24 protein-coding genes are annotated in these 24,495 nt (G+C 73.8%); 2 read left to right on the top strand and 22 right to left on the bottom strand.

The features are described from left to right. Positions 1–174 precede the first annotated feature (174 nt). From ATL31_RS16170 to hisF, 14 genes are all read right to left on the bottom strand, one after another. Positions 175–1,635 carry a glutamate synthase subunit beta gene (locus tag ATL31_RS16170; protein WP_101397034.1) on the bottom strand — a complete coding sequence of 487 codons (1,461 nt, stop codon included), beginning with the start codon at positions 1,633–1,635 and terminating at the stop codon, positions 175–177. After that, entirely contained in the window at positions 1,628–6,169 is a 4,542-nt protein-coding gene (gltB, locus tag ATL31_RS16165) for a glutamate synthase large subunit (RefSeq protein ID WP_101397032.1), read from the bottom strand. Before gltB ends, ATL31_RS16170 begins: the two co-directional genes overlap by 8 nt. A gap of 126 nt (positions 6,170–6,295) precedes the next feature. Further along, on the bottom strand, positions 6,296–7,159 hold the full coding sequence (gene lgt / locus ATL31_RS16160) for a prolipoprotein diacylglyceryl transferase (protein WP_101397030.1): 864 nt from the start codon (positions 7,157–7,159) through the stop codon (positions 6,296–6,298). Positions 7,160–7,190: 31 nt separating this feature from the next. Further along, positions 7,191–7,976, bottom strand: a complete 786-nt coding sequence (locus ATL31_RS16155) for a DsbA family protein (RefSeq protein ID WP_101397028.1) — start codon at positions 7,974–7,976, stop codon at positions 7,191–7,193. A gap of 34 nt (positions 7,977–8,010) precedes the next feature. Further along, complete coding sequence (locus ATL31_RS16150; protein WP_101397026.1) at positions 8,011–8,523, bottom strand: MauE/DoxX family redox-associated membrane protein; 513 nt, start codon at positions 8,521–8,523, stop codon at positions 8,011–8,013. Further along, positions 8,520–9,335 carry a tryptophan synthase subunit alpha gene (gene trpA / locus ATL31_RS16145; RefSeq protein ID WP_211284050.1) on the bottom strand — a complete coding sequence of 272 codons (816 nt, stop codon included), beginning with the start codon at positions 9,333–9,335 and terminating at the stop codon, positions 8,520–8,522. The genes ATL31_RS16150 and trpA overlap by 4 nt, the downstream gene beginning before the upstream one ends. Then, positions 9,332–10,585, bottom strand: coding sequence for a tryptophan synthase subunit beta (gene trpB / locus ATL31_RS16140; RefSeq protein ID WP_101397022.1), 1,254 nt, complete (start codon positions 10,583–10,585; stop codon positions 9,332–9,334). Before trpB ends, trpA begins: the two co-directional genes overlap by 4 nt. Continuing rightward, the gene (trpC, locus tag ATL31_RS16135; protein ID WP_101397766.1) at positions 10,582–11,382 is read right to left on the bottom strand and encodes an indole-3-glycerol phosphate synthase TrpC; all 801 of its coding nucleotides are present in this window, start codon (positions 11,380–11,382) and stop codon (positions 10,582–10,584) included. Before trpC ends, trpB begins: the two co-directional genes overlap by 4 nt. A gap of 14 nt (positions 11,383–11,396) precedes the next feature. Continuing rightward, the gene (locus tag ATL31_RS16130) at positions 11,397–11,624 is read right to left on the bottom strand and encodes an HGxxPAAW family protein (RefSeq protein WP_101397764.1); all 228 of its coding nucleotides are present in this window, start codon (positions 11,622–11,624) and stop codon (positions 11,397–11,399) included. A gap of 66 nt (positions 11,625–11,690) precedes the next feature. After that, complete coding sequence (locus ATL31_RS16125) at positions 11,691–12,317, bottom strand: Trp biosynthesis-associated membrane protein (RefSeq protein WP_158239862.1); 627 nt, start codon at positions 12,315–12,317, stop codon at positions 11,691–11,693. Next, positions 12,314–13,879, bottom strand: coding sequence for an anthranilate synthase component I (locus tag ATL31_RS16120; protein ID WP_101397018.1), 1,566 nt, complete (start codon positions 13,877–13,879; stop codon positions 12,314–12,316). Before ATL31_RS16120 ends, ATL31_RS16125 begins: the two co-directional genes overlap by 4 nt. Then, positions 13,876–14,247, bottom strand: coding sequence for a phosphoribosyl-AMP cyclohydrolase (gene hisI / locus ATL31_RS16115; protein ID WP_101397016.1), 372 nt, complete (start codon positions 14,245–14,247; stop codon positions 13,876–13,878). Before hisI ends, ATL31_RS16120 begins: the two co-directional genes overlap by 4 nt. A 4-nt stretch (positions 14,248–14,251) precedes the next feature. Continuing rightward, complete coding sequence (locus tag ATL31_RS16110) at positions 14,252–14,935, bottom strand: Pr6Pr family membrane protein (RefSeq protein WP_101397014.1); 684 nt, start codon at positions 14,933–14,935, stop codon at positions 14,252–14,254. 23 nt (positions 14,936–14,958) lie between these two features. Beyond that, the gene (gene hisF, locus ATL31_RS16105) at positions 14,959–15,732 is read right to left on the bottom strand and encodes an imidazole glycerol phosphate synthase subunit HisF (RefSeq protein WP_101397012.1); all 774 of its coding nucleotides are present in this window, start codon (positions 15,730–15,732) and stop codon (positions 14,959–14,961) included. Between the two features lie 35 nt (positions 15,733–15,767). On the opposite strand from hisF, the gene ATL31_RS16100 reads away from it, so the two are divergent. Next, positions 15,768–16,343 (top strand): AAA family ATPase, encoded by a 576-nt coding sequence (locus ATL31_RS16100; RefSeq protein ID WP_101397010.1) that lies wholly within the window; start codon positions 15,768–15,770, stop codon positions 16,341–16,343. A 41-nt stretch (positions 16,344–16,384) separates the two neighbouring features. Next, on the top strand, positions 16,385–17,602 hold the full coding sequence (locus tag ATL31_RS16095) for an MFS transporter (RefSeq protein ID WP_245862569.1): 1,218 nt from the start codon (positions 16,385–16,387) through the stop codon (positions 17,600–17,602). Positions 17,603–17,615: 13 nt separating this feature from the next. Here the strand turns inward: ATL31_RS16095 and ATL31_RS16090 are convergent, their stop codons facing one another. The 8 genes from ATL31_RS16090 to ATL31_RS16055 form a co-directional block, all read right to left on the bottom strand. Next, positions 17,616–18,083: a PH domain-containing protein gene (locus ATL31_RS16090; RefSeq protein WP_101397008.1), complete on the bottom strand. Its 468-nt coding sequence runs from the start codon at positions 18,081–18,083 to the stop codon at positions 17,616–17,618. Further along, positions 18,080–18,925: an ATP phosphoribosyltransferase gene (gene hisG / locus ATL31_RS16085; RefSeq protein WP_101397006.1), complete on the bottom strand. Its 846-nt coding sequence runs from the start codon at positions 18,923–18,925 to the stop codon at positions 18,080–18,082. The genes ATL31_RS16090 and hisG overlap by 4 nt, the downstream gene beginning before the upstream one ends. A 27-nt stretch (positions 18,926–18,952) precedes the next feature. Then, positions 18,953–19,216 (bottom strand): phosphoribosyl-ATP diphosphatase, encoded by a 264-nt coding sequence (locus tag ATL31_RS16080; protein ID WP_101397004.1) that lies wholly within the window; start codon positions 19,214–19,216, stop codon positions 18,953–18,955. 43 nt (positions 19,217–19,259) lie between these two features. Then, positions 19,260–20,858, bottom strand: coding sequence for an HNH endonuclease signature motif containing protein (locus ATL31_RS16075; RefSeq protein ID WP_101397002.1), 1,599 nt, complete (start codon positions 20,856–20,858; stop codon positions 19,260–19,262). A gap of 372 nt (positions 20,859–21,230) precedes the next feature. Then, on the bottom strand, positions 21,231–21,989 hold the full coding sequence (gene pnuC / locus ATL31_RS16070) for a nicotinamide riboside transporter PnuC (RefSeq protein ID WP_101397000.1): 759 nt from the start codon (positions 21,987–21,989) through the stop codon (positions 21,231–21,233). A 117-nt stretch (positions 21,990–22,106) separates the two neighbouring features. Next, entirely contained in the window at positions 22,107–22,589 is a 483-nt protein-coding gene (ribH, locus tag ATL31_RS16065; RefSeq protein ID WP_101396998.1) for a 6,7-dimethyl-8-ribityllumazine synthase, read from the bottom strand. Between the two features lie 70 nt (positions 22,590–22,659). Next, complete coding sequence (locus ATL31_RS16060) at positions 22,660–23,883, bottom strand: bifunctional 3,4-dihydroxy-2-butanone-4-phosphate synthase/GTP cyclohydrolase II (protein ID WP_101396996.1); 1,224 nt, start codon at positions 23,881–23,883, stop codon at positions 22,660–22,662. Further along, complete coding sequence (locus ATL31_RS16055; RefSeq protein WP_101396994.1) at positions 23,880–24,491, bottom strand: riboflavin synthase; 612 nt, start codon at positions 24,489–24,491, stop codon at positions 23,880–23,882. Before ATL31_RS16055 ends, ATL31_RS16060 begins: the two co-directional genes overlap by 4 nt. Positions 24,492–24,495 lie beyond the last annotated feature (4 nt).

The raw sequence follows: 24,495 nt of genomic DNA, 5'->3' as shown, positions 1-24,495 counted from the left end.
TCGCCAGCCTATCGGTGGAAGCGGTTGCACCATGACGTGGGTCACATGCCGGGCCGACCCCACCTGCCCCACCCGCCCCAGCATTTCGGGGTCACCCCGAAATCGGCACGAGACCCCGGCTCGGAGCCGGGGTCTCGTGCTGGAAGCCTTGCGTCGAGGGTGGCGCGCGACCCGTCAGACCATCAGCGGGCGGTCGGTGGGGTTCACCGGACGGGGCAGGCGTGAGGGCTTGCGCATGAGCCAGGCGTCGACCTCGTGCGCCACCGACCGGCCCTCGGCGATGGCCCAGACGATGAGCGACTGCCCGCGCCCGGCGTCGCCGGCCACGAACACGCCCGGCACGCTCGACATGAAGTGCCCGTCCCGCGCGACGTTGGTGCGCTCGTCGCGGTCGGCACCGAGCTGCTCGAGCAGCCCCTCGGCCTGCGGCCCGACGAAGCCCATCGCCAGCAGCACCAGCTGGGCCGGGATCTCGCGCTCGGAGCCCTCGACCTTCTCGAAGCCCCGCTCGCCCATCCGGACCTCGTGCACGCGCAGCGCCCGCACCCGGCCCGCCTCGTCGCCCAGGATCTCGCTGGTGGTCGTGGCGTACACCCGGTCGCCGCCCTCCTCGTGGGCCGAGGCGACGCGGAAGAGCATCGGGTAGGTGGGCCACGGGTGCGCCCCGGACCGCTCGAGCCCCGGCTGCGGCATGATCTCGAGGCTCGTGACCGAGCGAGCACCCTGGCGGTGCGAGGTGCCGATGCAGTCGGCGCCGGTGTCGCCGCCGCCGATGACGATGACGTCCTTGCCGGTCGCGGTGACCTGGCCCTCGACGCTCTGCCCGAGCGCCACCCGGTTGGCCGGGGGCAGGAAGTCCATCGCCTGCACGACGCCGTCGAGCTCGCGCCCCGGCACCGGCAGGTCGCGCGGCACCGTGGAGCCGATGGCCACGACCACGGCGTCGAACCGCTTGCGCAGGTCGGCCCAGGTGATGTCGGTCCCGACGCTGACGCCGGTGCGGAACCGGGTGCCCTCGGACTTCATCTGGCCGATGCGGCGGTCGAGCACCGCCTTCTCCATCTTGAACTCGGGGATGCCGTAGCGCAGCAGGCCGCCCGGCTGGTCGGCCCGCTCGTAGACGGCCACGGTGTGCCCGGCGCGGGTCAGCTGCTGGGCGGTGGCCAGGCCCGCGGGGCCCGAGCCGACGACGGCCACGGTCTTGCCCGACAGCCGCTCCGGCGAGACCGGGGTGATGACGCCGTTCTCGAAGGCGCGGTCGACCAGGGTGACCTCGACCTGCTTGATCGTGACCGGCTGCTGGTTGATCCCCAGCACACAGGCCGACTCGCACGGCGCGGGGCACAGCCGACCGGTGAACTCGGGGAAGTTGTTCGTGGCGTGCAGCCGCTCGATGCCCTCGCGCCACTCACCGCGCCGGGCGAGGTCGTTCCACTCCGGGATGAGGTTGCCGAGCGGGCATCCGCTGTGGCAGAACGGGATGCCGCAGTCCATGCAGCGCGCGGCCTGGCGCTGGAGCTCGGGGACCGGCTGGTCCTCGTAGACCTCCTTCCAGTCGCGGATGCGCACCGGCACCGGCCGGCGCCGCGGCAGCTCACGCTCGCGCGTCTTGAGAAAGCCCTGGGGGTCAGCCACGGGAGGCCTCCATGATCCGCTCCCACACCTGGGCGCCGTCGGGGTCGAGGCCCTCCTTCTGCGCCGTGGCCCGCACGTCGAGGACGCGCTGGTACATGCGTGGGAGGACCAGGGTGAACGCCGACCGGGCACTGCCCCAGTCGGCCAGGAGGCGCGCGGCCACCGCCGAGTCGGTCCACCGGTGGTGGCGCTCGAGGAGGTCGTGCACCGCGTCCTCGTCGGCCGGGCGCAGGGGGCGCAGGTCGACGAGCTCGGGGTTGACCCGTGCCGGGTCGAGGTCGAGGACGTAGGCGAGGCCGCCGGACATCCCGGCCGCGACGTTGCGCCCGGTGGGCCCGAGGATCAGCGCCACTCCCCCGGTCATGTACTCGAGGCCGTGGTCGCCCACCCCCTCGACGACCGCGGTGGCCCCGGAGTTGCGGACGCAGAAGCGCTCGCCCACCCGGCCGCGGAGGAACAGCTCGCCCGAGGTGGCGCCGTAGCCGATGACGTTGCCGGCGATGACGTTGTCCTCGGCGACCAGCGCCGACCCCGGGGCGGGCCGGACGACGACGCGCCCGCCCGAGAGGCCCTTGCCGACGTAGTCGTTGGCGTCGCCCTCGAGCCGGAGGGTGATCCCGGCGGGCAGGAACGCGCCGAGGCTCTGCCCGGCCGACCCGGTGAGCGCGATGTCGATGGTGCCGTCGGGCAGCCCCTCGGAGTGCACCTTGGTGACCTCGTGGCCGAGCATCGTGCCGACGGTGCGGTTGACGTTGCGGATGGCGAAGCTCGCGGCCACGGGCTCGCCGTGGTCGATGGCGTCGCGCGCGGCGGCGATCAGCTGGTGGTCGAGCGCCTTCTCGAGGCCGTGGTCCTGGCCCACCCGGTGCCGGACGCCGGAGCCGTCGGGGCTGGTGACCTGGGTCAGGATCGGCGCGAGGTCGAGGCCCGAGGCCTTCCAGTGCTCGACGGCCTTGGCGACGTCGAGGTGCTGGATCTGGCCGACGGCCTCCTCGAGCGTGCGGAACCCGAGGGCCGCCAGGTGCTCGCGGACCTCCTCGGCGATGTACTCGAAGAAGGTCTCGACGAACTCGGGCGCCCCGGAGAAGCGCGCCCGCAGCTCGGGGTTCTGGGTGGCGATGCCGACCGGGCAGGTGTCGAGGTGGCAGACCCGCATCAGGATGCAGCCCGACACCACGAGCGGCGCGGTGGCGAAGCCGAACTCCTCGGCGCCCAGCAGCGCGGCGATGACGACGTCGCGGCCGGTCTTGAGCTGCCCGTCGACCTGCACCACGATGCGGTCGCGCAGCCCGTTGAGCACCAGCGTCTGCTGGGTCTCGGCCAGACCGAGCTCCCAGGGGCCGCCGGCGTGCTTGAGGCTGGTCAGCGGGCTGGCGCCGGTGCCGCCGTCGTTGCCCGAGATGAGCACGACGTCGGCGTGCGCCTTGCTGACCCCCGCGGCGACCGTGCCGACGCCCATCTCGGAGACGAGCTTGACGTGGATGCGCGCCTGCGGGTTGGCGTTCTTGAGGTCGTGGATGAGCTGCGCGAGGTCCTCGATCGAGTAGATGTCGTGGTGCGGCGGCGGGCTGATGAGCCCGACCCCGGGGGTGGAGTGCCGGGTCTTGGCCACCCAGGGGTAGACCTTGGGCCCGGGCAGCTGGCCGCCCTCACCGGGCTTGGCGCCCTGCGCCATCTTGATCTGGATGTCGTCGCTGTGGGTCAGGTAGAGCGAGGTCACGCCGAAGCGGCCCGAGGCCACCTGCTTGATGGCCGAGCGGCGCACCGGGTCGACGAGGCGGTCGGGGTCCTCCCCGCCCTCACCGGTGTTGGAGCGCGCCTTGAGGCGGTTCATCGCCACGGCCAGGGTCTCGTGCGCCTCCTGGCTGATCGAGCCGTAGCTCATCGCGCCCGTCGAGAAGCGCTGCACGATCGAGGCCACCGACTCGACCTCGTCGAGCGGCACGGGCTCGCGCGCCTCGACGCCCCCGAGGCGGAAGAGGCCACGCAGCGTCATCAGCCGGCCGGACTGCTCGTCGATGCGCTGGGTGTACTGCTTGAAGACGTCGTAGCGCCGCTGCCGGGTGGCGTGCTGGAGACGGAAGACGGTCTCGGGGTCGAACAGGTGCGGCTCGCCCTCGCGGCGCCACTGGTACTCGCCGCCCACGACGAGCTTGCGGTGCGCCTGGCGGATGCCGTCGGGCGGGTAGGCCATCTCGTGGCGCGCCGCGGTCTCGGCGGCCAGGACGCCCAGCCCGATGCCGCCGAGCTGGCTGACGGTGCCGGTGAAGAACTCGTCGACGAGCTCCTGGGAGAGGCCGATGGCCTCGAAGACCTGCGCGCCGCGGTAGGACGCGACGGTCGAGATGCCCATCTTCGACATCACCTTGAGCACGCCCTTGCCGAGCGCCTTGATGAGGTTGGCGACCGCCTTCTCCTCGGTGACCTCGGTGATGTCGCCGCGCCGGACCATGTCCTCGACGCTCTCCATGGCGAGGTAGGGGTTGATCGCGGCCGCGCCGTAGCCGATGAGCAGGGCGACGTGGTGGACCTCGCGCACGTCGCCGGCCTCGACGATGAGCCCGACCTGGGTGCGGGTCTTCTCGCGGATCAGGTGGTGGTGCACGGCCGAGGTGAGCAGCAGCGACGGGATGGGTGCGAGGTCGCCGTCGGAGTCGCGGTCCGAGAGCACGACGAAGCGCACCCCCGCGGCGATGGCCTCGGACACCTCGTCGAAGATCTCGTGCAGGCGCGCCCGCAGCGAGGCCTCGCCGCCGCTGACGTCGTAGGTGCCGCGGACGACGAGGGTCTCGAAGCCCGGCAGGTCGCCGTCGGCGTTGATGTGGACGATCTTGGCCAGCTCGTCGTTGTCGATGACCGGGAACGGCAGCACGACCTGGCGGGCGTGCGCCGCACCCGCGTCGAGCAGGTTGCCCTCGGGCCCGATGGTGCTGGCGAGCGAGGTGACGAGCTCCTCGCGGATGGCGTCGAGCGGGGGGTTGGTGACCTGGGCGAACAGCTGGGTGAAGTAGTCGAACACCAGGCGCGGCCGGTCGGAGAGCACCGCGATCGGGGTGTCGGTACCCATCGAGCCCAGCGCCTCGGCACCGCTGCGCGCCATCGGCGCCACCAGGATCTTCAGCTCCTCCTCGGTGTAGCCGAAGGTGCGCTGCCGGCGGGCCACCGAGGCGGCCGTGTGCACGATGTGCTCGCGCTCGGGGAGGTCGCCGAGCTCGAGGAGGCCGGCGTGCAGCCACTCCTCGTAGGGGTGCTCGCCCGCGAGGCCGGACTTGACCTCGTCGTCGCTGACGATGCGGCCCGCGGCCGTGTCGACGAGGAACATCCGCCCCGGCTGGAGCCGCCCGCGACGCACGACCCGCTCGGGCTCGAGGTCGAGGACCCCGGCCTCGGAGGCGAGCACGACCAGGCCGTCGTCGGTGACCCAGTAGCGCCCGGGACGCAGCCCGTTGCGGTCGAGCACGGCACCGACCAGGGTGCCGTCGGTGAACGCGACGCAGGCGGGGCCGTCCCAGGGCTCCATGAAGGTGGAGTGGAACTCGTAGAACGCCTTGCGGGCGGGGTCCATCGACTCGTGGTTCTCCCAGGCCTCCGGGATCATCATGAGGACGGCGTGCGGCAGCGAACGGCCGCCCAGGTGGATGAGCTCGAGCACCTCGTCGAACGACGCGGAGTCGGAGGCCTCGGGGCTGCAGATCGGCGAGAGGCGCGCCAGGTCGCCGGCGAGCACGTCGGACGCCAGCTGGCTCTCGCGGGCGTGCATCCAGTTGCGGTTCCCCTTGACCGTGTTGATCTCGCCGTTGTGGGCGATGAGCCGGTAGGGGTGGGCCAGCGGCCAGCTCGGGAAGGTGTTGGTCGAGAAGCGGGAGTGCACCAGCGCCAGCTCGGTGGCGAACCGCTCGTCGGACAGGTCGGGGAAGAACGGCTCGAGCTGGCCGGTGGTCAGCATCCCCTTGTAGACGATGGTGCGCGACGACAGCGACGGGAAGTAGACCTCGCCCTCCCGCTCGGCGCGCTTGCGCAGGGCGAACGCGAGGCGGTCGAGCGCCACCCCCTCGCGGCGGTCGTGGGAGGCGACGAACAGCTGGCGGAAGAACGGCATGGTCTCGCGGGCGGCGGCGCCGACCAGGTCGGGCACCACCGGGACGTCGCGCCAGGCCAGGACCTGGAGGCCCTCGGAGGCCGCGATCTCCTCGATGCGGGCCTCGGCGGCGCGACGGGCGGCCTCGTCGGCGGGCAGGTAGACCATCCCGGCCGCGTAGGACCCGGCGCCGGGCAGCTCGGTCCCGACGACGGCCCGGAAGAACGCGTCGGGGATCTGGGTGAGGATGCCGGCGCCGTCGCCGACCAGCGGGTCGGCGCCGGTGGCACCGCGGTGGTCGAGGTTGCGCAGGGCGTCGAGGGCGTGGACGACGATGTCGTGGCCGGCGGTGCCCCTCATGGTCGCGACCATGGCGACGCCGCACGCGTCGTGCTCGTGCTGGCGGCGGTACAGGCCCACGTCTGCGGGCTGGGCGGAGAAGCTGGCGACGGACACGTCGGATCACCGTCCTCGGGGGTCGTCGGCCCCGGAGGACCGGCACGGCAAGGTCAGGCGCGGACGACTATGGCCACGTCCGGGAATGGTATCCCCGGCCCCCGGCGTCTTGCCATTCGAGCCGTGCTATCCCACATCCTGGAACTCGGGCTCCTGGGCCGCCTCGGTCCGGCGGGCGCGCCGGCGGGTGTACCAGATGATCCACAGCCCCAGCAGGAAGACGACGATGCTGGTCCACACGTTGAGCCGCTGGCCCAGGATCATCTCGGCCTCGTCGGTGCGCAGCTTCTCGACGACGATGCGCCCCAGCGGGTAGCCGGCCACGTAGAACCCGAGCAGCTGCCCCGGCACCAGCCGGCGCCGGTGGTCGAGCAGGAGTAGGAAGACGCCGAGGACGACCAGGAAGGCCGACTCGTAGAGGAAGGTCGGCTGGAACACCCCCAGCAGCACCGGGTGGCCGGAGGCGTCGGTGACGGCCCGCCCGGCGCTCTGGTCCCACTGGTGGATCTCGAGGCCCCAGGGGCGCGTCGTGGGGCCGCCGTAGAGCTCGTTGTTGAACCAGTTGCCCCAGCGCCCGATGGCCTGGGCGAACACGACGCCGGGCGCCGCGGCATCCGTGAAGGCCAGGAACGAGACCCCCGAGCGCCGGCAGCCGATCCACGCGCCGACCGCCCCGAGCGCGACGGCCCCCCAGATGCCGAGGCCGCCGTTCCAGATCTTCAGGGCGTCGACCAGGTGCCCGCCCTCGCCGAAGTACGGACCCGGCGTGGTGACGACGTGGTAGAGCCGGCCGCCGATGATCCCGAGGATCACGGCGTAGGCCGCGACGTCGAGCACGACCTCGCGCTCGTAGCCGCGGTCGACGAGCCGGCGCCCGGTGAGCCAGACCGCGAGCGCGATGCCGATGAGGATGCACACCGCGTAGGCGCGGATGGTCAGCGGACCGAGGTGCAGGGCCGCGGTGGTGGGGCTGGGCAGGTAGGTGAGCACGTCGGTGGCCGGCCTCGGGGAGGTCAGCGGCTCACTTCGTCGCGTTCTGGACGGCCTGGGTGAAGAGCTCGGGGGTGCCCACCTGCTGCAGGTCGAGCTCCTTGCCGGCCAGCTTCAGGGTAGGGGTGCCCCGCACGCCGTCGGCGAAGCTCTTGGTCTCGACCGAGTTGACGTAGTCGACGTACTTGCCGGCGTCGTAGCACTGCTGCCAGGTCGTGAGGGCGGCGCCGGAGATGCCCGAGGCCTGCGCGAAGCCCTTCAGCTGGGCGTCGGTGAACCCGTCGCCCTCGCTGGGCTGGTGCGCGTAGGCCTGGTCGTGGAACGCCTGGAACTTCCCGGCGTCGGCGGCGCAGAAGGCGGCGTTGGCGGCCTTGGTCGACCAGTCGTTGCGCAGGTTGTCGTCGAGGAAGTTCTTCACGTGGTAGACGAGCTTGAGCTTGCCCGCCTCGGCGAGGCTCTCGACGGTGCTGCCGAGCTGGTCCTCGAAGGCCTTGCAGGCCGGGCACTGGAAGTCCTCGTAGAGGTCGAGGGTCGGCGCGCCCGCGGCCGGGGTGACGTCGGGGAAGGCCGGGTAGCCGGCACCGAGCGCCGTGACGCCCGGGGGCAGGGCGTTGCCACCGCCGGTGATGGCGTTCTTCTGGTTGGCCTGGGCCCAGACGACACCGGCCACGACCGCGATGATGGCGACCACGAGCACCACGGTGGCGACGACGATCTTGTTCGCTCCCCCACCGCCCCCGGACCTCTGGGCCGCCTGGATCTTCGCCTGTCGGGCGCTGGCCGGAGCCTTGCCCCGGGTCGTCGTGTTCTTGGCCATGGTGCGCGGTGGAGCCTTTCGTGTCAGGCGGCGGTCAGTGTCCGAAGAGGACGCGGTCGAGGGCGGCGAGCGTTCGCGGACGCCACCACAGCCACAGCCCCGCCGCGGCGAAGCCGGCGTCGCGGGCGATCTCCTGAGGGTACTTCGTCTCGCTGGCCCCGACCTGGCCGCCGCCGCCGAAGCAGCCGCAGTCGATGGTCAGGCCCCGGGCCCAGGCCTGCGAGATGCCGATGACGAACGCCACCATGAGCAGGGTCGACACGATGGCCACGGGGCGGGTGAACAGCCCCAGGACGAGCAGGATGCCGAGGACGATCTCGAGGAACGGCAGGGCCAGGCCCACGTAGCCCGCGAGGCCCATCGGCATGATCTCGTAGGCCTGGACGGCCCGCTGCGCGGTGAGGGGCCGGCCGACCTTGGCGATGCCGGCGACGATGAGGACGATGCCGAGGAAGAGCCGGGCCAGCAGCCCGACGACGTCGAGGACCCGCTCCCGGCGGTACCAGGGCTCGGTGTCGGCCCCGACCTCGTCGACGCTGGCGCTCATCGCTGACCTTCCCGCACACCCGCGGCGAGCTCCGCGGTCAACGTACGCAACGCCTCGAGCCGGTCGGCGAGTTCCCCTTCACCCCCGAGCGTGCGCACCAGGGCCGAGCCGACGATGACGCCGTCGGCGTAGGCCGCGATCTCGGCGGCCTGCGCGCGGGTCGAGACGCCCAGCCCGATGCACACCGGGAGGTCGGTGACCTGGCGGACGCGCTCGACGAGCCCGCGCGCGTCGGAGTCGACGCTGGTGCGGGCGCCGGTGACGCCCATGGTGGAGGCGGCGTAGACGAAGCCGCGGCACGCCGTGGTGACCGTGACGAGGCGCTCGGGGGTGCTGCTGGGCGCCACGAGGAACACCCGGTCGAGGCCGTGCCGGTCGCTGGCGTCGAGCCAGTCCTGGGCCTCGTCCGGCACGAGGTCGGGGGTGATCAGGCCGGAGCCGCCGCTGGCCGCGAGCTCGGCGGCGAAGCGCTCGACGCCGCGGTGCAGGACCAGGTTCCAGTAGGTCATGACGACCGCGGCCGCGCCGGCGTCGCGCACGGCCTCGACGGCGGTCAGGACGTCGTCGACGCGGGCGCCCCCGGCCAGGGCGACCGACATCGCCTCCTGGTTGACGGGGCCGTCGATGACGGGGTCGCTGTAGGGGATGCCGACCTCGACGACGTCGCAGCCGGCCTCGACGAGCACGCGCATGGCGGCGACCGAGCCCTCGACGGTGGGGTAGCCCACCGGCAGGTAGCCGATCAGGGCGGCCCGCCCCTCGGCGCGACAGCGCGCCAGGACCTCGCCGACCCCGGTGGTCGTCGCGGTCACTGGGTGCCCTCCTCGACCAGCCCGAACCAGGCGGCCGCGGTGTGCATGTCCTTGTCGCCACGCCCCGAGAGGTTGACGAGCACCAGCCCGTCGGGCCCCAGCTCGCGGCCGACCTGCATGGCGCCGACCAGGGCGTGCGCCGACTCCAGGGCCGGGATGATGCCCTCGGTGCGCGCCAGCAGCGAGAACGCCTCCATGACCTGGTCGTCGGTGGCGTAGCGGTACTCGGCGCGGCCGGAGTCGCGCAGGTGGGCGTGCTCGGGCCCGACGCTGGGGTAGTCGAGCCCGGCGCTGATCGAGTGCGACTCGACGGTCTGGCCGTCACGGTCCTGCATCAGGTAGCTCATGGCGCCGTGCAGTACCCCGGGCGTGGACGAGGAGCCGGCGAACCGGGCCGCGTGGCGACCCGACTCGACGCCCTCCCCCCCGGCCTCGACGCCGACGAGGCGGACGCCCTCGTCGCCGACGAAACGGTGGAAGATGCCCATCGCGTTGGAGCCGCCGCCGACGCACGCGACCACCGCGTCGGGCAGGCGCCCGGTGAGCTCGAGGACCTGGGCGCGCGCCTCCTCGCCGATGATCTTGTGGAAGTCGCGCACCATCTCGGGGAACGGGTGCGGGCCGGTGACGGTGCCGATCGCGTAGTGCGTGGTCGACACGTTCGTGACCCAGTCGCGCAGCGCCTCGTTGATGGCGTCCTTGAGCGTGGCGCTGCCGTGCTCGACCGCCACGACCTCGGCCCCGAGGATCTTCATCCGGGCGACGTTGAGGGCCTGACGCTCGGTGTCGACCTTCCCCATGTAGATGCGGCACTCCAGGCCCATGAGGGCGGCCGCGGTGGCCGTGGCGACCCCGTGCTGGCCGGCGCCGGTCTCGGCGATGATCCGCGTCTTGCCCATGCGCTTGGTGATGAGCGCCTGCGCCAGCACGTTGTTGATCTTGTGCGAGCCGGTGTGGTTGAGGTCCTCGCGCTTGAGCAGGACCCGGGCGCCGCCGCAGTGCGCCGCGAACCGCGGGACTTCGGTGAGGATGCTCGGCCGCCCGGTGTAGGTGGCGTGCAGGCGGGCCAGCTCGTCCTGGAACTCGGGGTCGACGGCCGCCTTCTGGCGCGCCTCGTCGAGCTGCTCGAGGGCGGGGATGAGGGCCTCGGGGACGTAGCGGCCCCCGAACGCGCCGAAGCGGCCGGGGCGCTCGACCTCGACCGGGACCAGGTCGTCGGTGCCGGCGGAGTCGGTGGTGTGGGTGGTCATGAGGCTCCTCCTGGGGCGCCGGCGGCGACGATGGCCGCGGCCGCCCCGCGTGGGTCGCCGGTCCGCACCAGGGCCTCGCCCACCAGCACGGCGTCGGCACCCTGGGCGGCGTAGGCGGCGGCGTCACCGGGACCCCCGACGCCGGACTCGGCGACACTGACGACGCCGGCCGGGAGCAGGGGTCGCAGCCGGGAGAAGGTGTCGGGGTACACCTCGAGGGTCTTGAGGTCGCGGGCGTTGACCCCGACCACGGTGGCCCCGGCGTCGAGCGCGCGCTGGGTCTCGTCCTCGTCGTGGACCTCGACCAGGGCCGTCATCCCGAGCTCGCGGACCCGGCCCAGCAGGGCGGCCAGGGTGGCATCGTCGAGCGCGGCCACGATGAGCAGGACGAGGTCGGCGCCGTGGGCCCGGGCCTCCCACACCTGGTAGTCGGTGACGACGAAGTCCTTGCGCAGGACCGGGACGCCGACGGCGGCCCGCACGGCGTCGAGGTCCGCCAGGGTGCCGCCGAAGCGCCGCTGCTCGGTGAGGACCGAGATGGCGCTGGCCCCGCCCTCGACGTAGGACGCCGCGAGGACGGCGGGGTCGGGGATGTCGGCGAGCGCGCCCTTGCTGGGGCTGGAGCGCTTGACCTCGGCGATCAGCGACAGGCCGGGACGGCGCAGGACCGCCTCGGCGTCCAAGGGCGGCGCGGCGGCCAGCACGGCCTGCTCGAGAGCGGCCGCCGGGACGGCGCGCCGGCGCTCGGCGAGGTCGGCACGGACCCCGGCGACGATGCCGTCGAGGACGGTGGTCACGGACGCACGCGAGGTCACCGGAGCGAGGGTTCGCGCTCGACGTCGCGCCCCGCCGTGCCGTAGCCGGCCATCGACAGCACCTTGCCGGCGATGGCACCGACGAGGGCCAGCACCGCACCCCCGACGAACAGCCACGGGTTGGGGAACACCACCGCGATCGACATGACCGCCGCCGCGACGATGATGATGATGACCGCGGTCCAGGCGGCCACGCTGTGGCCGTGGTCCTCGTGCTCGTCCATGGTGTCCACCTTAGGTGTCGTGCAAGGGTGGCGGCCGTCGCCGCCGGGTCTCGACCGTCGATTGTGTCAGGTTCGGGGAGCGTCGCCGGTGCGGGGGTCCTCCGCCGGGGCCGTGGGGTCGCGCCCGGCCGACAGGGCGTCCCAGGCGCTGCTGACCCGCTCGCCCCGGGAGCCCGCCACGTGCCCGGCCCCCGACCCGTCGGGCGCCTCGTAGCGCGTCGACGGCCCGGACCAGCGGGGCCGGCCGACCAGGGCCAGCCCCAGGGCGGCGGCGGCCACCAGGAGGCCGGCGACCGCGACCCAGGGCCACGCCGTGGTCGAGGCGACGGCGTCGACGGTGCCGGTACGCCCCACGCGGCTGGCGGCCACCGGCCCCAGCGCGGCGGAGGGGTCGACGACGACCCGCACGACGAGGACCGCGGCCAGCACGACACATCCGGCCCAGAGCACCAGGCCGACCAGGCGGCCGACGCGGCCCGCGGCGACGACGGCCACCGCGGCCGCGGCCACGGCCAGCGCCACCGCCGAGAGCCCGGGCGCGACGTCCGCCCCGGACGCGACGACGCGGCTGCCGCCGAGGACGGCGTCGTCGACCGTGCCCGACAGCCAGGGCCGCAGGCCTGCGAGGAGGAGCACCCCGGCCCCGAGGAGGGCCAGCAACGCGACGGGGCCACGCCCGGTGAGGCGCCTCACGACACGGTCCGCATCGCCCCGGCGGTGGCGACGGCCCGCAGCGCGGCGGTGGCCTTGGCCACGCACTCCTCGTGCTCGCGGACGGGCACGGAGTCGGCCACGATGCCCGCGCCGGCCTGGACGTGAGCGGTGCCGTCGCGGATCACGGCGGTGCGGATGGCGATGGCCATGTCGAGGTCGCCGTGGAAGTCGAGGTAGCCCACCACGCCGCCGTAGATGCCGCGCCGCGACTGCTCGTAGCGCTCGATGAGGGCCAGGGCGCGGGGCTTGGGCGCCCCCGACAGGGTGCCGGCCGGGAACGTCGAGACCAGCACGTCGTAGGCGGAGGTGTCGGGCCGGGTGTCGCCGACGACGGTCGACTCGATGTGCATGACGTGGCTGTAGCGGCGCACGTCCATGAACTCCACGACGTCGACGGTGCCCGGGCGGCACACCCGCTGGAGGTCGTTGCGGCCGAGGTCGACCAGCATCACGTGCTCGGAGCGCTCCTTGGGGTCGGCCAGCAGCTCGTCCTGGAGGCGCACGTCGTCCTCGGGGGTCTTGCCCCGGGGCCGCGACCCCGCGATGGGATGGGTGATGGCCCGCTCCCCCGTGACCCGCACCAGCGCCTCGGGGCTGCTGCCGACGACGGCGTAGGAGGAGCCGTCCGGGTGCGGCAGCCGGAAGAGGTACATGTACGGGCTGGGGTTGGTCGCGCGCAGCGCCCGGTAGACGTCGACCGGGTCGGCCGGGCAGGCGAGCGAGAAGCGCTGCGAGAGCACGACCTGGAAGACCTCGCCGGCGCGGATGTCCTCCTGGGCCCGCTCGACGACCTCCTGGTAGCGCGCCGGGGTGGTGTCCGAGACGACGTGCCGCATGGCCTCGGCCACGGCCCCGGTGTCGACGACGGCCACCGTGCTGGGGGCGGGGGCCGCGAGCGCGGCGGTCATCGCGTCGAGGCGGGCCACCGCGTCGGCCCACGCGTCCTCGACCCGCTCGTCGGTGTCGTCGTAGTTGACGGCATTGGCCACCAGCAGGATGGAGCCGTCGGCGTGGTCGAGCACCGCGAGGTCGGTGGCGAGCATCATCGCGAGCTCGGGCAGCCCCAGCGCGTCGGGCAGCTCCGTGGGGACCTTCTCCCAGCGGCGCACGGCGTCGTACGCGATGGCCCCGACCATCCCGCCGGTCAGCGGCGGCAGGCCGGCGATGGGCGGGGTGGCCAGCGCCTCCATGGTGGCGCGCAGCGCCTCGGTGGCCAGACCCTCCGTGGGCACCCCCACGGGCGGGTCGCCGATCCAGTGGGCGCGCCCGTCCTTCTCGGTGAGGGTGGCGCGGCTGGCCGCCCCGACGATCGACCAGCGCGACCACATCCCGCCGTGCTCGGCCGACTCGAGGAGGAAGGTGCCGGGGCGGTCGCCCGCGAGCTTGCGGTAGACGCCCACCGGGGTCTCGCCGTCGCCGAGGAGGCGGCGCACCACGGGGATGACCCGGCGGTCGCGGGCGAGCACCCCGAAGGTGTCGAGCCCCGGCCAGGTCTGGCCGTACGACAGGTCCGGGCTCTCGGCGGCGGCGGCGCCGTTCACGCCCCGGCTCCGACGACGGCGCCGAGGTCGCCGGCCTCGAAGCAGGTGCGGTCCCCGGTGTGGCACGCGGCACCGACCTGCTCCACGCGGACGAGGAGGGCGTCGCCGTCGCAGTCGAGCGCGACCGAGCGCACGAACTGGGCGTGCCCGGAGGTGTCGCCCTTGCGCCAGTACTCCTGGCGGCTGCGCGACCAGAAGGTGACCCGGCCCTCGGTGAGGGTGCGGCGCAGCGCCTCGTCGTCCATCCAGCCCAGCATGAGGACCTCGCCGGTGTCGTGCTGCTGGACGACCGCGGCGACGAGGCCGGCAGCGTCACGGGTCAGGCGCGCGGCGACCGCGGGGTCGAGGACGGCGTCGGAGGTGGGCACGCCCTCATTCTGCCGTGGCGCCGACGGCACTCACGTCGTGGCCCGCGCGGGGAGCGGCCGACAGCCTGCGGTCGAGCGCCACGTAGGCCGCCCCGACCGCGACGACCAGCACCGTGATGCCGACGCACGCGGCGACGACCGCCCCCCAGCCGTTCCCGGACGGGTCGAGGAACGGGTAGGGGTACCAGCCCGAGAGGCCGCCGACGACCAGGGTGTAGGCGAGCCACAGCAGCGGCCAGACCAGCACCTCGGGGGCCGAGCGCCACGACGAGCGCGGGCGTGGCCCGACCGCGGCCCAGACCGCGATGGCCAGCACCGGCACCACCATGTGCAGCAGCTTGTCGGCCACGTAGTTCAGGCCTTCGAGGTGCAGCAGCGGGCGGAGCAGCACGAAGTGCACCAGCCCGGTGACGGTGATGCCGACCAGGGCGGCCAGGCGCACCGGGCGCCACCAGCGGCCGTCCCGCAGCGGGTCGTGCCAGAGCTGCCAGGCGGTGACGGCCACCAGCAGGTTGCTCTGGATCGTGAAGTACGAGACCAGACGGCCCAGCCGGGTCGCCAGCGGGGGGACCGCCGTCTCGGCCAGTACGGACGCGCCGCTGACCACCAGGACGGTCTGCAGCACCAGGGCCAGCGTGGCCACGAGCGCGACGACGAGGTGCGCGGTGCGCGCACGGGTGGGCGTCATCCCGCGGATTCTAGGTCCGGGGGTCAGCGGACCGGCAGACCTTCGACACGCAGCGCGGCCTTGACCTCGCCGATGGTGAGGTCGCCGAAGTGGAAGACGCTGGCGGCCAGCACGGCGTCGGCCCCGGCCGCGACCGCGGGGGCGAAGTGCTCGACGGTGCCGGCTCCGCCGCTGGCGATGACCGGGACGGCGACCGCGGCCCGCACGAGCCGGATCAGCTCGAGGTCGAAGCCGTCGCGGGTGCCGTCGGCATCCATCGAGTTGAGCAGGATCTCGCCCGCGCCGAGGGCCTCGGCCCGTGCGCACCACTCGACGGCGTCGAGGCCGGTGCCGGTGCGGCCGCCGTGGGTGGTCACCTCGAAGCCGCCCGTGGGCGTGCCGTCGGCGGCGCGGCGCCGGCGGACGTCGGCGGAGAGCACCAGCACCTGGGCGCCGAAGCGGTCGGCGGTCTCGGCGATGAGGGCGGGGCGGGCGATGGCGGCGGTGTTGACGCCCACCTTGTCGGCGCCCGCCCGCAGCAGCCGGTCGACGTCGTCGACGGTGCGCACGCCGCCGCCGACGGTCAGCGGGATGAAGACCTCCTCGGCCGTGCGGGCCACGACGTCGTACATCGTGGCGCGGTCGCCGCTGCTCGCCGTGACGTCGAGGAAGGTGAGCTCGTCGGCGCCCTGCTCGCCGTAGCGCCGGGCCAGCTCGACGGGGTCGCCGGCGTCGCGCAGGCCCTGGAAGTTGACGCCCTTGACGACCCGGCCGGCGTCGACGTCAAGGCACGGGATGACACGGACGGCGACCGACACCGGCCCAGCGTAGCCGCGGACTAGGGTCACCCCTCGTGTGGTTCCAGGTGACCGGGCCGGCGGACCCGGAGCACGTCGCGGCCGTGGTCGCGGCGCTCGGGCGGGCCCGGGTGCGGGACGGGAGCGCCGTGGTCGCCGTCGACGGCCCGAGCGGGTCGGGCAAGACCACGCTCGCGAACGCCGTCGCCGACGCCCTCGGCTGCCCGGTGGTGCATCTCGACGAGCTCTACCCCGGGTGGGACGGCCTCGCGGCGGTGGTGCCCCTGCTGGTCGACCAGGTGCTGCTGCCCCTCTCCCGGGGCGAGGACGCCCGGTACCGGGTGTGGGACTGGGCGCACGACCGGTGGGGCGGCGAGCGCACGGTGGCGGCGGCCCCGGTCGTGGTCGTCGAGGGGTGCGGCGCGAGCGTGGGCGCGGCGGGCGGGCTGGCCGCCGTGCGGGTGTGGGTCGAGGCCTCGACCGACGAACGTCGGCGCCGCGGCCTCGCCCGCGACGGCGAGACCTACCGGCCGCACTGGGAGCGCTGGGCCGCCCAGGAGCGCGACCTGTTCGGCGCCGACGGCACCCGGGAGCGGGCCGACCTGGTGCTCGTCACCGACGGCGCGCGCTGAGGGTGGCCGGACACGTCCTTCCCGGATGGCAGGATGCCCCGGTGAGCACGACCGCGGCCCGGACGCTGCCTTCCTGGACGGTCGTGACCGGCATCGTCCTGGTGGCGGCCAACCTCCGCACCCTGATGGCGAGCCTGCCCCCGCTGGCCGAGGCGGTGCGCTCCGACCTCGGCCTCTCGAACGCCTGGATGGGGGTGCTGACCACCCTGCCGGTGCTGTGCATGGGGCTGCTGGCGCCGTTGGCCAACCAGGTCGGGCGCCGGCTCGGCCCGGCGACCGCCGTGGGGTGCGGCGTGGGGCTGGTGCTCGTCGGGCTGGCGGTGCGCGGCGCGGGCGGCGGCCTGGTGTGGGCGCTGTACGCGGGCACCTTCGTGGCCGGCGCGGGCATCGCGCTCGCGGGCACCCTGCTGCCGGGCATCGTCAAGGCGGTGTTCCCGGCGCACCGCGCGGGCTTCGGCACCGGCGTGACGATGATGGCGATGATGGGCTTCGCCGGCGTGGCCTCGGCCACCTCGGTGCCGCTGGCCGGGGTGCTGGGCGGCTGGTCGGGGTCGCTGCTCTCGTGGGTCGTCCTCGCGGCCGTCGCGCTGCTGGCCTGGGTGCCGGTCACGGTGTCGGCCCGCCGGCGGAGCGCGGCCACTCCCGACACCGACACCGGCTCGCACGCGCTGCCCTGGCGGAGCACGACCGCGTGGCTGCTCGCCGGGTACCTCGCGTGCCAGTCGTGGCAGTTCTACTCGTCGCTGGCCTGGGTGGCGCCGACCTACGAGGCCTCCGGCTGGACCGCCCGCGACGCCGGGCTGCTGATGTCGGTGTTCACCGGCGCGCAGCTGGTGTCCGGGCTCGTGGCGCCGACCCTGCTCGACCGGGTGCGCGACCCGCGGGTGCTGCTGGTCGGGGCCAGTGTCCTGGGCGGGCTCGGCGAGATCGGGGTCTGGCTGGCGCCGAACGCCGCGCCGTGGGCGTGGGCCCTGCTGCTCGGCGCCGGTCAGGGGGCGTGCTTCGCTCTGGGCCTGGGGCTGCTGGTGCGCTACTCGACCACCGCGCGTGACAGCGCGCGGCTCACCGCCATGGCGTTCCTGGTCAGCTACACGGTGGCGTCGGCGGGCCCGGCCACGATGGGCGCGGTGCGCGACGCCACCGGCTCGTACACGGCCCTGTGGGCGGTGCTGGCTGCGGTCGCGCTGCCGCAGCTGCTCGCGATCGCCCGGCTGCGGCCGGACGCCGCGCGGGTCGGCGCCTCCCCCGTCTCCGGCTGACGTACCGCGGCGCTCAGTAGCCGGCCGCGGCGTCCTGGCGGTCGCGGACCAGGGTCGCGAGCCGACGGGCCTCGGCGCGGCCGAACTCGGCGTCGACGCGCTGGATGGCCATCACGGCCAGGTCGTCGCCGTCGTCCAGCTCGAGGGTGACCCAGGGGTCGCCGTCGGGGAAGCGCACCTGCACGACCTCGCTCCAGGCCACGGTGCGGCGTTGCACGAGGTTGTGCACCGCGAGCCCGTCGGGGCCGGGCACCGCGCGGATGACGGAGTAGCGACCGATGAACGCGCCCACCATGAGCCCGAAGACGACGAGGGCCGCCTGGTCGAACGGGTTCCAGTGCCCCGTGAGGCCCATCCCGACGGCCACGGCGACGCAGACCACCACGAAGGTGACGGCCACGACCTGCGGCACCACCCGCCCGCGCCGGGGCCGGAACGGCGCGTCGGCGGCCGTCCCCGGGCCGCCGGGGGCGTCGCTCACAACCGGCACGCGGTGATGTCGGTGACCAGGATGGCGCGGGCGCCGAGCTCGTAGAGCTCGTCCATGACGGCGTTGGTGACGGCCCGCGGGACCATGGCCCGCACCGCGCACCAGTCGCGGTTCTGCAGCGACGAGACCGTGGGGCTCTCGAGGCCGGGAGTGATCGCGCAGGCGCGGTCGACCAGGTCGGCCGGCACGTCGTAGTCGAGCATCACGTAGTGGCGGGCGGTGACGACGCCGAGCAGGCGGCGCCGCAGCACCTCGACCGCGAAGGCGTCGTCGGACCCTTCTCGCCGCACCAGCACCGCCTCGCTGCGCAGGATGGGGTCGCCGAACACCTCGAGACCCTGGCTGCGCAGGGTGGCGCCGGTCTCGACCACGTCGGCGATGACGTCGGCGACCCCGAGGGTGATGGCGGTCTCGACGGCGCCGTCGAGGCGCACCACCTCGGCGCTGACACCGTGGTCGGCCAGGTGCTTCTCGACCAGGCCCTGGTAGCTCGTGGCCACCCGGCAGCCCGCGATGTCCTCGATGCGGGTGGCGGTCCCGGGGCGCGCGGCGTAGCGGAAGGTCGAGGCGCCGAACCCGAGATCCATCACCTCGACCGCGGCCGAGCCCGAGTCGAGCAGGAGGTCGCGCCCGGTGATGCCGCAGTCGACGGTGCCGGAGCCGACGTAGACCGCGATGTCGCGCGGGCGCAGGTAGAAGAGCTCGACGTCACCCGCCTCGTCGCGCACGACGAGCTCCTTGGTGTCGCGGCGGGTCCGGTACCCGGCCTCGCGCAGCATGGCGGCCGCGGGGTCGGACAGCGATCCCTTGTTGGGGACGGCGATGCGCAGCATGTCAGGGGTCCTCGGGGTTCGGGCCGCTCAGAGGTGGCGGTAGACGTCGTCAGGGGTGAGGTCGGAGGCGATCATCAGCACCTGCAGGTGGTAGAGCAGCTGGCTGACCTCCTCGGCCGTGCGCTCGCGCCCTTCGTGCTCGGCCGCCATCCACACCTCGGCGGCCTCCTCGACGATCTTCTTGCCGATGGCGTGCACGCCGGCGTCGAGCTCGCGGACGGTGCCGGAGCCCTCGGGGCGGGTGCGCGCCTTCTCGGCGAGCTCGGCGTACAGCGCGTCGAACGTCTTCACGATGGTCAAGGGTACGGCGCCCGGCGGGCGGGCCGGACCGCGGTCAGAAGGGCGGACCGCTCGGCGGTGGGAGCACTGGTGGTCTCGGGGAGTGGACCGGCGTGTAGAGCAGGTCGGGGTGGGTCGGGGTGGGTCGGTGGTGTTCGATGCGGCAGCGGATGCGGGGTCTTGCTGGTGGTGGGCCCGGGTTGTGTTCGAGGTGGTACTCGAGGGTGCTGTGGGGTGCGTCGGGGGTGACGAGGCGGGGGTTGTAGGTGAGGGTGGCGGGGTCGGTGCCGGTGTCGGGTAGGACGGCGGGGTGGAGGTGGTCGATGGGGTGGGTGGTGCGGGCCCGGCCGGTGGGGTCGGTCCAGGTGAGGGTGGCGTCGGGGTGGAGGAGGGCGCGCCAGCCGGGGCGTTGTTTGATGCGGTGGTGTCGGCGGCAGAGGCAGACCAGGTTGGCTGCTGATGTCGGGCCGGTGGGCCAGGGGGTGACGTGGTCGAGGTCGCAGAAGCGGGCGGCGACGTGGCAGCCGGGGAAGCGGCAGTGCCCGTCGCGGGCGCGGACCAGCGAGGCCAGGGCCCTCCCGGGGCGGTAGGCGTCGGTGGTGAGCTCGCCGGCGAGGTCGAGCAGGGCACCGGTGAGCGGGTCACACGGGGCGAGGCCCACGCGGGGTTCGCCCCGCGGTCGCGGTGCGGCCCGGCCGGCGCTGGTGGAGGTAGGGCCGGTGGAGCTCGGGTGGGCGCTGGCACGGTCGAGCCACGCGCGAGAGACCAACATCGGCTCGCCGGGGCGGAGGCCGGTGACCTCGAGCAGATCGCCCGGCGCTGCCTGGCTCGCCCCAGCCTCGCTCGCGGGCGTAGGACCTGTGGGCGCATCGGCCGCGATGGTGTGGACGACCTGGACGTCGATGGTCGCGTTCCCCGCCACCAGGTCGGTCAGGGCCTGGGCGCGGGCCCGGTCGACCCGGTCACACACGCCGTCGGTGACGTACTGCTGCGCGAGGGCGTCGATCGCGGCCCAGGCCTGGGCTGCTTCTTCGGAGGGGAAGGTGCCGTGCCAGGTGTCGACCCCGGGTTCGCCGACCCACCGTTCGAGGCGGCATTCGGACCGGGCGCGGACGGCGCGTTGGCGAAGCAGGTCGGGCGAGATCCGGGCCAGCATCCGACGGACCCGGCGCCGCAACCGCGGCCCGTCCTCGCTGCCGAAGTACTCGTCCAGGCCGCCGACCACCGACGCGGCGACCTCGGCCGGGGCCTCCTCGAGCTCGGTCGCCACCACCGACGCCCGGTACGCATCCAACCGCCCGGCACCCATCGCGGTGTGCAACCCACCCAGCCCGGTCTCGGTCGCGGTGCCTTCCGGACCGTCCGCGGCGAGACGGACCGCCGCCCGCACCCGCCGCTCGGCGTGCACGGCGGTCACGGCCAGCACCCCGGACACGATCGCCGAAGCGTCCAACGCCACGTGGCCGAGCGCCCGGTGGGTGTCGATGACCTCCCCGTCGTCCAGGACCTCCGGCTCGATCGCCGCCAGCCGCACGATCGCGGCATCCTGCGCCGCGGTCGCGGTGTCGATCACGGCCTGCAGCTCGCCGAGAGCCTGGGCCCACTCCTCCTGCGACCCGCGCAGCTCGCTCGGGCACAGAGCGTCCGTCAACATCTGACGCGCTGAACGTGCGGCACTCAGAACGTCCTGCGGACCGGTCGTCACTGCCATCGAAACCCCCTCCCCTGTACCCACGATCTTACTCGATCACGGTGACACGAACAAGCGTTCGAGGGCACCAATTCACAATCGGGGCAACGTTTTTCCCGCCATGAGCGCGACTGGAGGGGCGGATGTGACGACCACAGGAGAATGCGCCCGCCCGCGGGAAGGAGGGACCGCGGAGGCCGCCATCCAGGCCGTCTGGAACAGGACCACGGACGAGCCGTCACCAGCCGGACAGCCCGGACCCGAGCAAGCGAACGGGCGGGCCGGCCTCGCCGACCCGCCCGTTCGCGGTGCGCCCCAAGGTGCGCTGAACCCCCCTCAGACGGAGGCCGGTTCGGCGCGTCGACCGCCCCGCTCGAGGTCGGCCTCACGGGTGAGCCTCACCCACTGGGTGAACCCGTAGATCACGAACATCCCGTAGAAGATGTACATCACCGAGGTCGGCACGTAGCCCGTCGCGAAACCGAGCGGCACCCCGACCAAATCGACGCCGATCCAGGCCAGCCAGAACTCGTTCCAGCCGCGCGCCATCGAGTACGTGGCCACGATCGAGCCGACGAAGATCCAGGCGTCGCACCAGTAGAACCACCACTGCGGGGTGTAGTACGGGTTGGGCGAGAGGTTCCACAGCGCCACGAACAGCTGGTGCACCACGACGGTGCCCAGGAGCCAGCCGGCACCGACGACCAGACGCTCGCGGCTCGTCATCCAGCGCGGGATGACGGCCGGGGCGCCGGTGCCACCGGAGGCCTTGCGGTGCTGGGACCAGCGGACCCAGCCGTAGATGCTGACGATGATGAAGAAGACCTGCCGCCCGGACTGGCCGAACAGGGGGATGCGCTGGTCGGCGCCGAACGCAGCGCCGATGTAGACGAAGAACAGCATGATGTTGGCGACGATGCCCACCGGCCAGGCCCACACGGCGCGCTTCATGCCGTACCAGGCCGATGCGACGCCGATGAGGACGCCGATCAGCTCGAGCCAGTGCAGCGTGTACGGGCCGATGGCGATGCCGGCGTCGATCGCCTGCTGGAAGAGGTTCTGCGACGGGTCGGTCGCGGTGACGAGGGCGTTCATGGGGGCGGGGGGCTCCGTTCTGCGGGGTGGGAGGTGGTGCTATTCGGGGTGGGAGGTGGTGCTGTGCGGGGTGGGGGATGCGGGTCGGCTCGAGGACGCTCGATGCGGGCTGGCAGGTTACTCGGCGGGTGCAGGGGCGAGGGCGCGCAGCGTGACGGCCGTGGCGACGGCGGCGGTGGCCGCCTCGTGCCCCTTGTCCTCGCTGCTGCCCGGCAGGCCGGCCCGGTCGAGCGCCTGCTCGGTCGTGTCGCAGGTGAGCACGCCGAAGCCGACCGGTACGCCGGTGCCGACGGCGACCTGGGTCAGGCCGGCCGTGACGCCCTGGCAGACGTACTCGAAGTGGGGGGTGCCCCCGCGGACGACGACACCGAGCGCGACGAGGGCGTCATGATGGGGCGCCAGTCGCGCGCACGCCACGCTGAGCTCGACCGTGCCCGGCACCCGGACCACCGTGGGCGACGTGACGCCGGCGCCCTCGAGGCCGCGCAGGGCCCCGGCGAGGAGGCCGTCCATCACCTCCTGGTGCCACGAGGCCGCCACGACGGCGACCCGCAGCCCGTGCCCGTCGACGCTGACGACGGGGGCTCCGTCTCCGCTCATGCTCGGCGTACTCCTTCGGTGAGTGGTGACACGCGCCGGGTCCTGGCTGCGGCGACCTGCGGCCGGCCGCTCACGCCGTCGTCCCGGTGTCGGTGCTGTCGACGACGAGGTCGTGGCCGAGCCGGTCGCGCTTGGTACGAAGGTAGGTGCGGTTGTCGGGACCGGGGGCGATGCGCAGCCGCTCGACGCTCGTGACCTCGATGCCGTGCCCGCGCAGGGCCGCGACCTTGGCGGGGTTGTTGGTCAGCAGCCGCACCGACTCGATGCCCAGGTCGACGAGTACGGCTGCGCCGGCGGCGTACTCGCGTGCGTCGACGGGCAGCCCGAGCTCGAGTTGCGCGTCGACGGTGTCGAGCCCCTGGTCCTGGAGCTCGTACGCGCGCAGCTTGGCACCGAGACCCACCCCGCGCCCCTCGTGGCCGCGCAGGTACACGACGACCCCGCCCTCGGCAGCCACCCGCTCGAGGGCCCGCTCGAGCTGCGGCCCGCAGTCGCAGCGCTGCGAGCCCAGGACGTCGCCGGTCAGGCACTCCGAATGCAGCCGGACCAGCGGCGCGGCGCCCGGGACACCCCGGGGGCTCACGAGCGCGAGGTGCTCGACCCCCGTGACGACGTCGCGGTAGGCGACGGTGCGGAAGGTGCCGTGCCGCGTCGGCAGCACCGTGTCGGCGACGCGCTCGACCCGGTCGTGGCGCTGGCGCCAGGCGACGAGGTCGGCGATGGTCAGGACGGGCAGGTCGTGCTCGATGCCGAGCGCCAGCACCTCGGGGGTGCGCAGCATCGTGCCGTCGTCGGCCACCAGCTCGCCGATGGCGCCGACAGGCGCCAGGCCCGCGAGCCGGCACAGGTCGACGGCCGCCTCGGTGTGGCCGGCGCGGGTGAGCACGCCGCCGTCGCGCGCCCGCAGCGGCACGACGTGCCCGGGGCGGACGAGGTCGTCGGGCCCGGTCGCCGGGTCGGCCAGGGTGCGGATGGTGTGGGCGCGGTCGGCGGCCGAGATGCCCGTGGTGACCCCGGCGGCCGCGTCGACCGTGACCGTGTACGCGGTGCGGCGCGGGTCGCGGTTGTCGAGCACCATCAACGGCAGCGCCAGCCGGTCGGCGACCTCGGCCGTGACCGGCGCGCAGAGGTAGCCGGAGCTGTGCCGGATGGTCCACGCCAGCCACGCGTCGGTGAGGGTCTGCGCGGCCAGCACGACATCGCCCTCGTTCTCGCGGTCCGCGTCGTCGAGGACCAGCACCGGCCGCCCGGCGCGCAGCGCATCGAGCGCCTGCTCGACGGTGGCGAGGCTCATGACGTGGCCTCCGCCGCGAAGCGGGCGGCCAGCAGCCGCTCGACGTACTTCGCCAGGACGTCGACCTCGAGGTTGACCGGGTCGCCGACGCCCTTGGTGCCGAGTGTCGTGAGCCCGAGCGTGGTCGGGATGAGCGACACCGTGAACGAGGACTCCCCCACGTCGACCACGGTCAGGCTGACGCCGTCGACCGTGATGGACCCCTTCTCGACGACGTAGGGCGCGAGCCCGCGCGGCAGCGAGACCTCGACGACCTCCCACTGCTCACCGGGCGTCCGCGCGATGAGGGTGCCGGTGCCGTCGACGTGGCCCTGCACGACGTGACCCCCGAAGCGACCGGACGCGGGCATGGCGCGCTCGAGGTTCACCGGAGCGCCGGCCTCGAGCGCGCCGAGGCTCGACCGGGCGAGGGTCTCGGCCATCACGTCGACCGAGAACTCCCCGTCGCCGTGCGTGACGACCGTGAGGCAGACCCCGTTGACCGCGATCGAGGCCCCGTGCTCGGCGTCGCTCGTCACGAGCGGTCCACGGATGGTCAGCCGCGCGGAGTCGGTGGCGGTCTCGAGCGCGACGACGGTGCCGAGCTCCTCGACGATGCCGGTGAACATGGCG

It is taken from the genome of Phycicoccus duodecadis (assembly GCF_002846495.1).
Taxonomy (GTDB): Bacteria; Actinomycetota; Actinomycetes; order Actinomycetales; family Dermatophilaceae; genus Phycicoccus; species Phycicoccus duodecadis.
This window is presented reverse-complemented; position numbering and strand designations above follow the sequence as displayed.